This is a genomic window from Enterobacter sp. SST3 (assembly GCF_000286655.1).
Classification (GTDB): domain Bacteria; phylum Pseudomonadota; class Gammaproteobacteria; order Enterobacterales; family Enterobacteriaceae; genus Enterobacter; species Enterobacter roggenkampii.
Genome location: NZ_ALNS01000024.1, coordinates 96,504 through 106,502, shown reverse-complemented (window position 1 = coordinate 106,502; position 9,999 = coordinate 96,504). Strand labels below are relative to the sequence as shown.

The window sequence follows — 9,999 nt, the reverse complement described above, 5'->3', positions numbered from 1 at the left end:
AGGGAACTGCCAGGCATCAATTAGAAGAACCCCGTACCGGAAGGTGCGGGGTTTTTTGCTTTTATCTCCATCCTGGCCTTTCTCTTAATCCCTTATCCTGCTAATGGAATGTGTGATCCCTGTCGCAATGTTATTTATAACAAAATTATAACATTTCATTTACGAGGTTATTGAGCCTTCTGGCTCAATACGCCGCAGTTTATGGCAGGAGCATAATCACAATGACAGAAAGCATGACATCACACGGGACGCTGGCTCACAGTGATACCCGAAGAAGGGTATGGGCAATCATCAGCGCCTCTTCAGGGAATCTGGTTGAATGGTTCGACTTTTACGTCTACTCATTCTGTTCACTCTACTTCGCACATATTTTCTTCCCATCCGGCAACACCACTACACAGCTGCTACAAACGGCTGGGGTTTTTGCCGCAGGATTTTTAATGCGACCCATCGGGGGCTGGCTGTTCGGCCGTATTGCGGATCGTCGAGGGCGTAAGGCCTCGATGCTGATCTCGGTGTGTATGATGTGCTTTGGCTCGCTGGTGATCGCCTGCTTACCGGGATATGAATCGATTGGCACCTGGGCACCGGCGCTGCTTTTGCTGGCCCGCTTATTTCAGGGATTATCGGTGGGCGGTGAATACGGTACCAGTGCGACCTACATGAGCGAAATTGCACTGGAAGGCCGTAAAGGTTTTTACGCCTCATTCCAGTACGTCACGCTGATTGGCGGTCAACTGCTGGCCATTCTTGTGGTGGTGATCCTGCAGCAGATTTTGACGGACGAACAACTACATGCCTGGGGATGGCGAATTCCTTTCGCAATGGGGGCAGTGCTGGCGATTGTCGCACTTTGGCTACGCCGTCAGTTAGATGAAACCTCTCAGAAAGAGGTCCGGATGCTGAAGGAGGCGGGAACATTCAAAGGGTTATGGCGTAACCGCAAAGCTTTCCTCATGGTGCTGGGCTTCACTGCGGGCGGCTCTCTCAGTTTTTATACTTTCACCACCTATATGCAAAAGTACCTGGTGAATACCACCGGCATGCACGCCAATGTCGCCAGTGTGGTCATGACCGCGGCGCTGTTTGTCTTTATGCTCATACAGCCGATCGTCGGTGCGCTCTCGGACAAAATTGGCCGACGTACCTCAATGCTCATTTTTGGCGGATTATCGGCATTATGTACCGTTCCCATTCTGACAGCGCTTCAGCATGTCTCTTCACCGTATGCCGCCTTTGCGCTGGTGATGGTGGCGATGGTGATTGTCAGTTTCTATACCTCCATCAGTGGGATATTGAAAGCCGAGATGTTCCCGGCGCAGGTCCGTGCGTTAGGGGTAGGGCTCTCTTATGCGGTAGCCAACGCGGTGTTTGGCGGATCGGCGGAGTACGTCGCGCTGTCGCTTAAATCATGGGGAAGCGAAACGACATTCTTCTGGTACGTAACGGGAATGGGGGCACTGGCGTTTGTTGTCTCCCTGATGCTGCATCGCAAAGGGAAAGGCATTCGACTTTAATAGCGCGCCATCTGCCATACGGCATAGCCGGTCGTTGCGCCGGCGACATCCCAGGCGAAATCTTTCCAGCTCCAGCCGCTCCCTGCGGGGCGGCTATCCCACAGTTCTTTTGATGCCCCAAGACCTACTGAGAACATTAACCCGATCGCCGCGCTACGATCCCGGCTGTATCCCTGGTGCTGGGCATATTCATTACCGGCTGCGGACAACATCGCGGAAGCGAGGAAATGCTGTGCTTTGTCCTGTCCGGACCAGCTATCGTTAGCCATATGGCTACAGCCACTCAGGAAGAGCACACTCAGTACCAGAGGAATACGCATCAACGGGCTCCATAAAAAAGCCCTGCGGGTGACAGGGCCTGGATATTACAGAATACGGCTGATAAGTCGGTCGATACGGATACGACGTAAGCGGCGAATAAGCTTGCGAACTTTTACCGGATAATCGGCAATGCTCTGCAGTTCGCGGTAGTGATTCACGACGGTCGTATGGGTGCGAATCAGCTCCAGCTCGCGTTCACGTTGGGCGGCTAACTCATGCTGCGGGTCATGAATCAGGATAGCGTTTTCCAGATCCAGTCGCCATGCGCGCGGGTTCAGGTTGTTACCTGTCAGCAGCATCCACTCATCGTCGACCCACATGCCTTTGAGATGGTAACTATTGTCTTCATCTTTCCAGAGACGCACAACCAGCTGGTCAGTGTTGACGTAATACTGTAAGCGGCTCAGGAAACGACGCAGGTTAATCTCATAGAGATAAGGCAGCGCACCAATGATTTTGAACGGCTGATCTTCGGGAATGAAGAAGTCATTTGCCGTTTTATCACCCACGATGATTTCCACTTTTTTACCCTCGCGCAGCAGCTGAATGATATTACGCACCAGCACGGCAGGAAGGTTGAAATACGGCGTGCAGATAGTCAGTTTCTGCTCCGCGCACGGCATCAGATGGAAAATCGTTTTGTTCAGCAGGCTTGATTTGCCGAGCCCTACCAGCGGGGTAACGGATAACTCTTCGTTGTTCGCATTGCCCTGGAAATGATAGACCGCATCGCGCAGCTCCTGGCGGAAGGCGCGAACATCGTTTTTGATCTCCGGGCTTTTCGGACGCTCGGGATCGTCAAGACGATTAACACCGCGGCCATGAACCAGATTTTTATCAACCCAGTTGAACATGATATCGGCCATCTGCGGATTACGGATCAGATGGTAGCGGTCATAGCGATATTTATCGAGCTGATGAAGGTAGACATCATTGAGGCTGGCGCCGCTGTAAAGCACGCTGTCATCAATGATGAACCCCTTGAAATGAAGAACGCCGAGCGCTTCACGGGTATTCACCGGGACGCCATAAACAGGCACGTCAACGCCAGGATTTTCCTGCGCCGTGCGGCAATACCAGTCAGCATTGGTGTTTGATGCTGCAGCGCCAATACGGCCACGCTGGGCGCGATGCCAGTCTACCAGCACGCGAACATCCAGTTCCGGACGCTGACGTTTGGCTTCATAGAGCGCGTTCAGGATCGCGCGCCCGCCTTCATCCTGTTCAAGATACAGTGCCACAATGCAAATGCGTCGCGTGGCGCTGGCAATCTTTTCCAGAAGCGTCTCCCGAAAATGAGCGGGAGCGTAAAAGAACTCTACATCATCAACTGACTGAGAAATCTTCGGTAGTTGAGCAAGGTGTTGTTGATGTTTATTACGCTTAAATTTTGACAACATCACAGTGCGTTTCTTCTCTGTTCATTGAAGGGTTGTCTGTACTATGCAAACAACATAAGCGGACAATGATACCACCAGTCCCGTCCAAAGTGGGTAACATTTCCAGTAGCTTACTCGCGTTTGTCTGCTGATGTCAGACTGAGGGATAAGGCAACAATACCTTCGTCCAGCTGAATATCAACGTCAAACCCAAGTTTTCGCGCCAGGGTCACCATACCGCGATTGTTAGGCATAGTAATGCCATTAAGGCGTAACAATCCGTGATCTCGCGTATAACTGATGAGTTTTTCCAGCAGTCGTCTTCCCAGGCCCAGACCTTTAAGATCGGAGCGCACCAGCACGGCAAACTCCGCATCGACGTTATCCGGGTCAGAAATGGCACGCGTGACGCCGAGGATCTCATCACCCTCATCGGCGCGACGAACGGCAACAAACGCCATTTCTCGATCGTAGTCGATCTGGGTCATATTGGCTAAATCATCGTGGGTAAATTCGTTGATTTCGCTAAAATAGCGATAATAAAGATCCTCTTTTGTGACCTGAGAGATAAAGGCCCGCAGCTGGGGCTCATCTTCCGGCAGAATAGGGCGGAACAAGGCGCGTTCCCCATTTTTCATCTCAACCCACTCCTCCAGCTGCAGGGGATACGGGCGGATCGCCAGACGGCTCTCTCTGTCTCCTTCAAAGGGCGCGATATCCAGGGTCACGTCCAGCGCCGTAAACTCATTGCCGGAGGCGAGCAGCGGATGAATATCCAGCCGCTGGATCTCGGCGCAATCCACAATAAGGTTAGAGACCTGCACCAGGAACTGACTTAGCCCGGCAATATCAAGCGGACGCAGCGCGCTCCGGCCGCGGATCTTTTTGCTTTTAATCGCCTGGATGATGAGATAACGCGCCAGGTTCATGTTCAGCGGCGGTAGCGCCACGACGGCCTGCTCCTCCGGGCGCCACTCCACGCCGCCTTCACCCAGCATGATGAGCGGGCCGAAAACGGGATCGTGTTCGACCACCACGCGTAACTCCTGAGCGCCTGCGCGGTTAGCCATGCTTTGCACCAGCAAGCCGTGGATCCTTGCCTGCGGCCAGGCCATTTTGACCCGATCGAAGATGGCATCGGCTGCCTGCTGCACCTCTGCCGCCGTCCGCAGGTAGAGCATCACCCCCTGAACGTCAGACTTATGCGGGATATCCGGCGAACGCAGCTTCAGGGCAACCGGATAGCCAATCTGCTCGGCAATATGCACGGCCTCAGCGCTGTCGCTGGCGATCCAGGTCGGCAGGGTCTGCATCCCGTAGCTGCCCAGAATGGGCTGGACCTCATGCGTATCCAGCGACGTCGCGCCTTCTTCAATCGCCTGCTGCAACAGCCGGTGAACGTCAACGGTATTGGCCGTCAAATTCCCGGGCAACGCCGGCGTCTCGCGGAGCTGTTTCTGGTTGCGGCGATATTCCACCATATGCATAAACGCGGTTATGGTGCCTTCCGGCGTGCGGTAGGTTGGCAGTCCGGCTTCGCTGAACAGGCGTCGCGCCTCCTGCGAAGAAAACTCACCGCACCAGTTGGTGAGCAGGGTGACATATTTGCCTCGCGGATGATTGCGCACGGCATCAATGAGCGCGCGCGCGCTTTCGCTGCCCGGCGCGACCGCGCTGGGGGAGTGAATAATCATCAGCGCGTCGAAATCCTGGCTATCCAGCAAAATGGAAATGGCCCTGATATAGCGGTCGCTACTGGCGTCATCGCGTAAATCAAGCGGATTGCCGGGCGTCACGCTGGTCGGAAGCGCGTCTTTCAGGCGCTGCAGCGTCTCTTCACTCAGCGTGGCCAGCTTGCCGAAGCGCCGCCACAGCTCATCCAGCGCGAGTGCGGCAGGGGCGGCGCCGTTACTGACAATCATTAACTTCTCGCCGCGCAACGGGCGCATATGGCTTAACGTCTCAACGGCGGAAAAAAGCTCGTGCGTATCCTGTACCCGCAGCAAACCCGCGCGCTGAATAGCGGCGTCCCAGGCGGGATCCATGCCGGAATGCGACTGCAGCAGACGCTGAGCCGCAGGGCTGCGCCCGCTTTTGATTACCAGGATCGGCTTATTGCGCGACGCGCTTCGCGAAGCCGAGACAAAACGACGCGCGTCGCTGAGGTGCTCAAGATAAAGCAGGATCGCACTGGTTTTACCGTCGCGTGCCAGAAAATCCAGCAGCTCATCAACGTCGATATCCAGACTGTCGCCGAGAGCAATGAAGTAGGAGAATCCCATTTCACGCTGCTGCGCCCAGTCGAGGATAGTGTTCGATACCGCTGCCGACTGCGAGATAAACGCGAGCTTGCCTTTGCGGATTGGTACCGGAGAGAAGCTGGCATTTAAGCCCTGCCAGGGGGCGAGCAGGCCCAGACTGTTTGGCCCCAGAATGCGCATTTGATAGCGGCTGGCGCAGGCCAGAAGCTCGGCTTTCTGTTCAGGCGGAGACGAGAGAATAATGCAGGTTTTACAGCCTTTCTTGCCGAGCGATTCCAGCAGGTCCGGATTCCGTTTCGCGTTTGTACACAGTACGGCCAGATCCGGTACGAAAGGCAGGCTCTGTACATCAGGCCATGCAAGCACTCCCTGAACTGCCTTATACGCGGGCGTGACGGGCATGACGGGTCCATTAAATCCTCCGGCCAGCAGGTTGCGCATCATCAGATAGCCAGCACGATCCGGTTTCATTGATGCGCCGATGACGGCAATGGATTTAGGACGAAGTAGCGCTTCTAACCCTCGCTGGCTCATGCAGGCCTCCTGTGAATGCAAGCGACCTGATGATTTTAAACGCTTTCCGTCTCGGCTGCTGTGACGCTGCCCTTATGAACGGTTTTTCCCGCCAGATAGCGTTCCCGGAAACAGGAGAAATGGTTGCCCAGGGCGCCAGCCGCAGCGGTATCACCCGCCAGATCCAGAAGCGCAATGGCCACTTCGGCGGTGCAGTATTGCCCGTCAGCATGCGCTTCACGCAGGCGGTAGGCGGAGACGCGGGAAAGATCGACAGAAATCACCGGCAGTGCGTCGAGATAAGGGCTTTTGCGAAACATTTTTCGCGCTTCGGTCCAGGTGCCGTCCAGCATAATAAACAACGGCGGTTTACCGGATGGCGGCGTCGAAAGCACCTGACGATCGACACCTGCATATGACGCGGGGAAAACGACCATCGGCTGATAGTCCGGGCTTGCCACTAAGTCGAGCAGGGCCTGAGGGGGCTCCGTGCGGGACCACTGAAACGCCGCGGTATCCGGCAGAATATCGGCAATCAGGCGACCAGTATTGCTGGGCTTCATCGGCTCGGTATCAAACATGACCAGACAAAAACGGCTCTGTGCCGAACTTGGGGTCAGCGTCTCGCACAGGCAAACCTTCAGCGGCAGCAGGCAACGCTGACAGCGGCGAATACGGTTTCCGCGCGCGAGGAACGGACGGGTGGCGCGCGCAAGGCGTTCGGCGCGTAATTGAAGAACAGCGTTATCAGTCATGGGCGAAATGCAGGAAAAACCCTATTTTCGCAGAGGCGGGAACGGGGCACAAGATGTGCCCCGTGAATGTTACAGTGATTCGTTAAGCCAGCTATCAAACGGGGCTTTAGGCACCGCACCGTTGAGCACGTCGACCACTTCACCCTTTTTGAAAATCATAATCGTCGGGATGCTGCGAATGCGAAAACGGGCGCTCAGTTCAGGTTCAGCTTCAGTATTGACCTTAACGAAACGTATTTTCCCGCTGCGTTCTTCGGCCACGTCTTCGAAGATCGGCGCGAAGCTTCGGCATGGGCCACACCAGGGCGCCCAGAAATCCACTACGACAGGCAGATCGTCCTTGAGGAGTTTGTCCAGCGTAGCACCCGTCGCGTTAATGACATCGCCATCAAACAATTCATGGCCACAACGTCCGCATTTCGCACCATCTTCAATCCGATCGTCCGGAATGCGGTTAAGAGCCTGACAGTTGGCACATACGGTATTCATAACTAACCTCTGATAGAGCCGTGGGACAGCGGCAAGACGCCGATAATGTTTCTAATATGTTACATATTATCAATGAGCCTGTTTGAAACAACAATGCGTTTTATTCAATGAGAACAATAGTCACAGGCTTTTGTACGAAATTATGGCTATGCGCTGGCACATCGGGTAATCTGCGCGCTTCGCGCAGCGCTGGTGGAGAAAAGCATGAACGACGAAATGAAAAACAAAAGCGGCAAGGTCAAAGTGATGTATGTCCGCAGTGATGATGACTCTGATAAACGCACCCAAAATCCGCGTACCGGAAAAGGTGGCGGGCGTCCGGCGTCTTCTCGTGCAGACGGTGGCCGTCGCCCCGCCCGCGATGACAGAAACAACCGCGGTGATGACCGCAAACGTGATGACCGCAAGCGTGACGATCGCAAACGCGATGACCGTCCGCGGGATGACTTCTCACGTGATAACGCCTCCCCGTGGCGCACCGTTTCTCGTGCACCTGGCGACGAAACGCCAGAAAAGGCCGATCACGGCGGTATCAGCGGTAAAAGCTTTATCGACCCGGAAGTGCTGCGCCGTCAGCGTGCGGAAGAGACCCGCGTGTATGGCGAGAACGCCTGCCAGGCGCTGTTCCAGAGCCGTCCTGAATGTATCGTCCGCGCCTGGTTTATTCAGAGCGTAACCCCGCGCTTTAAAGAAGCGCTGCGCTGGATGGCGGCAAACCGCAAAGCCTACCACGTGGTTGATGATGCCGAGCTGACCAAAGCATCCGGTACCGAGCACCACGGCGGCGTCTGCTTCCTGATCAAAAAACGTAACGGCACCACCGTGCAGCAGTGGGTCAGTCAGGCGGATGCCGATGACTGCGTGCTGGCGCTGGAAGATGTGGGCAACCCGCATAACCTGGGTGCGATGATGCGTAGCTGCGCGCACTTTGGCGTGAAAGGCGTACTGTTGCAGGATGCCGCGCTGCTGGAATCCGGCGCCGCGATCCGTACTGCGGAAGGAGGAGCCGAGCACGTACAGCCGATCACCGGCGATAGCGTGCTGGATGCCCTTGAGCAGTTCCGTAAAGCGGGTTATTCCATCGTGACTACCTCGAGCCATGCCGGTACGCCGCTGTTTAAAGCGACGCTGCCACGCAAGATGGTGCTGGTGCTGGGTCAGGAACGCGATGGTCTGTCTGATGCAGCGCTCTCCAGTGCGGATCTGAGCGTCTCAATCGATGGGACAGGCAATGTGGAAAGTCTGAACGTATCCGTTGCAACCGGCGTACTGCTGGCCGAATGGTGGCGTCAGAATAAGGCATAAGCCTCTTCATGTGCCGGGCCTGACCCGGCACATTCAAATACTACTCGCTCTCTGCCGGTAACACAGGCATCCAGTCAATTGGCGTTTCGCCATGTTTTTCCAGCCATTCGTTCGCCAGAACAAAATGATTACTGCCAAAGAAACCGCGATGTGCAGACAGCGGTGACGGGTGCGGCGCTTTCAACACGTGATGACGCTGGCGGTCAATAATCGCCCCTTTCTTCTGCGCATGCGATCCCCAGAGTAAAAACACGACCCCTTCACGGTGTTCGTTGATCAGGCTGATGACTTTATCGGTGAACGTCTCCCAGCCCAGGCTGGCATGCGAGTGCGCCTGGCCGGCCCGCACGGTGAGTACCGTGTTCAATAACAGCACGCCCTGGCGCGCCCAGCTTTCCAGGTAGCCGTGGTTTGGTCGGGTAAACCCGGGCACGGTTCCTTCAAGCTCTTTATACATATTGAGCAGAGAAGGGGGGATCGCCACGCCCGGACGTACGGAAAATGCCAGCCCATGCGCCTGGCCCGGACCGTGATAGGGATCCTGGCCCAGAATGACCACTTTCACATCGCTCAGTTCGGTGTAGCGAAAGGCGTTGAACACATCTTTCTGCGGTGGGTAAATCGTCTGTCCGGACTGACGCTCAGCCGCAACGGTGTTGAGCGTATTGATAAAATAGGGCTGCTGCTTTTCTTCTGCCAGCACGTCATGCCAGGTTAAAGGTGTCGTCATCTCGCTCTCCTGCGAATCTCAATCTCTGACTAGCTTACCTGCTAAAGCCCGGTGAGCAAAATTCCACGCCGAAATGTGCGCTAAGTGGCTAAATTTATGTTGAAAATGTGCAGGATAAATTGAATTGGTAAGGTTATAAAATTGATCTAAAGCAATAAATTCAAACCACACTCTTTATGTGGTTGGTGTTTTTGTTGATTTAAATCAATAAATCACCGAGGTGTGAATGATATATATACACACAAGAAACAATGGTTTTACCAATTGGCCGCGAGAGGCCGACATCAGTTAATGTAGCCTAGGGAGGCAACACATGATTACAGGTATCCAGATTACTAAAGCTGCAAATGACGATCTGCTCAACTCTTTCTGGCTGCTGGACAGCGAGAAAAACGAAGCGCGCTGTGTCGTCGCGAAAGCGGGTTTTGCTGAAGATGAAATCGTGCCGGTGAGCAAACTGGGCGAAATCGAGTACCGTGAAATTCCAATGGAAGTGAAACCGGAAGTGCGCGTGGAAGGTGGTCAGCACCTGAACGTAAACGTACTGCGCCGCGAAACGCTGATGGACGCGGTTGAGCACCCAGAAAAATACCCGCAGCTGACCATTCGCGTGTCCGGCTATGCGGTACGCTTCAACTCTCTGACCCCAGAACAGCAGCGCGACGTTATCGCGCGTACCTTTACTGAAAGCCTGTAAGGCTTCAGCTACGGGGGTGAATAAAAAAGCCG

Annotated in this window: 9 protein-coding genes; 3 read left to right on the top strand and 6 right to left on the bottom strand. The window is 54.8% G+C overall.

Going from position 1 to position 9,999, the window contains the following annotated elements; translation table 11 throughout:
• Nucleotides 1–221 precede the first annotated feature (221 nt).
• Nucleotides 222–1,517 carry an MFS transporter gene (locus B498_RS06880; RefSeq protein ID WP_008502198.1) on the top strand — a complete coding sequence of 432 codons (1,296 nt, stop codon included), beginning with the start codon at nt 222–224 and terminating at the stop codon, nt 1,515–1,517.
• On the opposite strand, the gene B498_RS06885 is transcribed toward B498_RS06880, so the two are convergent.
• The 5 genes from B498_RS06885 to trxC all read right to left on the bottom strand — a co-directional run bounded on the left by B498_RS06885 (nt 1,514) and on the right by trxC (nt 7,235).
• Nucleotides 1,514–1,837: a YfiM family lipoprotein gene (locus B498_RS06885; protein WP_008502197.1), complete on the bottom strand. Its 324-nt coding sequence runs from the start codon at nt 1,835–1,837 to the stop codon at nt 1,514–1,516. The genes B498_RS06880 and B498_RS06885 overlap by 4 nt on opposite strands.
• Nucleotides 1,838–1,882: 45 nt before the next feature.
• The gene (pssA, locus tag B498_RS06890) at nt 1,883–3,238 is read right to left on the bottom strand and encodes a CDP-diacylglycerol--serine O-phosphatidyltransferase (protein ID WP_008502196.1); all 1,356 of its coding nucleotides are present in this window, start codon (nt 3,236–3,238) and stop codon (nt 1,883–1,885) included.
• A gap of 110 nt (nt 3,239–3,348) precedes the next feature.
• Nucleotides 3,349–6,012 carry a bifunctional acetate--CoA ligase family protein/GNAT family N-acetyltransferase gene (locus tag B498_RS06895; protein WP_008502195.1) on the bottom strand — a complete coding sequence of 888 codons (2,664 nt, stop codon included), beginning with the start codon at nt 6,010–6,012 and terminating at the stop codon, nt 3,349–3,351.
• Nucleotides 6,013–6,047: 35 nt separating this feature from the next.
• The gene (tapT, locus tag B498_RS06900; RefSeq protein ID WP_008502194.1) at nt 6,048–6,746 is read right to left on the bottom strand and encodes a tRNA-uridine aminocarboxypropyltransferase; all 699 of its coding nucleotides are present in this window, start codon (nt 6,744–6,746) and stop codon (nt 6,048–6,050) included.
• Nucleotides 6,747–6,815: 69 nt separating this feature from the next.
• Entirely contained in the window at nt 6,816–7,235 is a 420-nt protein-coding gene (gene trxC / locus B498_RS06905) for a thioredoxin TrxC (protein ID WP_008502193.1), read from the bottom strand.
• 204 nt (nt 7,236–7,439) lie between these two features.
• Here trxC and B498_RS06910 point away from each other — a divergent pair, with 204 nt between their 5' ends.
• Nucleotides 7,440–8,540, top strand: a complete 1,101-nt coding sequence (locus B498_RS06910) for a tRNA/rRNA methyltransferase (RefSeq protein ID WP_008502192.1) — start codon at nt 7,440–7,442, stop codon at nt 8,538–8,540.
• Between the two features lie 40 nt (nt 8,541–8,580).
• Here B498_RS06910 and ung read toward each other — a convergent pair whose 3' ends face one another.
• On the bottom strand, nt 8,581–9,270 hold the full coding sequence (ung, locus tag B498_RS06915; RefSeq protein WP_008502191.1) for a uracil-DNA glycosylase: 690 nt from the start codon (nt 9,268–9,270) through the stop codon (nt 8,581–8,583).
• A gap of 313 nt (nt 9,271–9,583) precedes the next feature.
• On the opposite strand from ung, the gene grcA reads away from it, so the two are divergent.
• Nucleotides 9,584–9,967, top strand: a complete 384-nt coding sequence (grcA, locus tag B498_RS06920) for an autonomous glycyl radical cofactor GrcA (RefSeq protein ID WP_008502190.1) — start codon at nt 9,584–9,586, stop codon at nt 9,965–9,967.
• Nucleotides 9,968–9,999: the final 32 nt, after the last annotated feature.

Bases quoted from the DNA above. Each gene is read 5' to 3' on its own strand.
- B498_RS06880 (WP_008502198.1), top strand. From the start codon at position 222: ATGACAGAAAGCATGACATCACACGGGACGCTGGCTCACAGTGATACC.
- B498_RS06885 (WP_008502197.1), bottom strand. From the start codon at position 1,837: ATGCGTATTCCTCTGGTACTGAGTGTGCTCTTCCTGAGTGGCTGTAGC.
- pssA (WP_008502196.1), bottom strand. From the start codon at position 3,238: ATGTTGTCAAAATTTAAGCGTAATAAACATCAACAACACCTTGCTCAA.
- B498_RS06895 (WP_008502195.1), bottom strand. From the start codon at position 6,012: ATGAGCCAGCGAGGGTTAGAAGCGCTACTTCGTCCTAAATCCATTGCC.
- tapT (WP_008502194.1), bottom strand. From the start codon at position 6,746: ATGACTGATAACGCTGTTCTTCAATTACGCGCCGAACGCCTTGCGCGC.
- trxC (WP_008502193.1), bottom strand. From the start codon at position 7,235: ATGAATACCGTATGTGCCAACTGTCAGGCTCTTAACCGCATTCCGGAC.
- B498_RS06910 (WP_008502192.1), top strand. From the start codon at position 7,440: ATGAACGACGAAATGAAAAACAAAAGCGGCAAGGTCAAAGTGATGTAT.
- ung (WP_008502191.1), bottom strand. From the start codon at position 9,270: ATGACGACACCTTTAACCTGGCATGACGTGCTGGCAGAAGAAAAGCAG.
- grcA (WP_008502190.1), top strand. From the start codon at position 9,584: ATGATTACAGGTATCCAGATTACTAAAGCTGCAAATGACGATCTGCTC.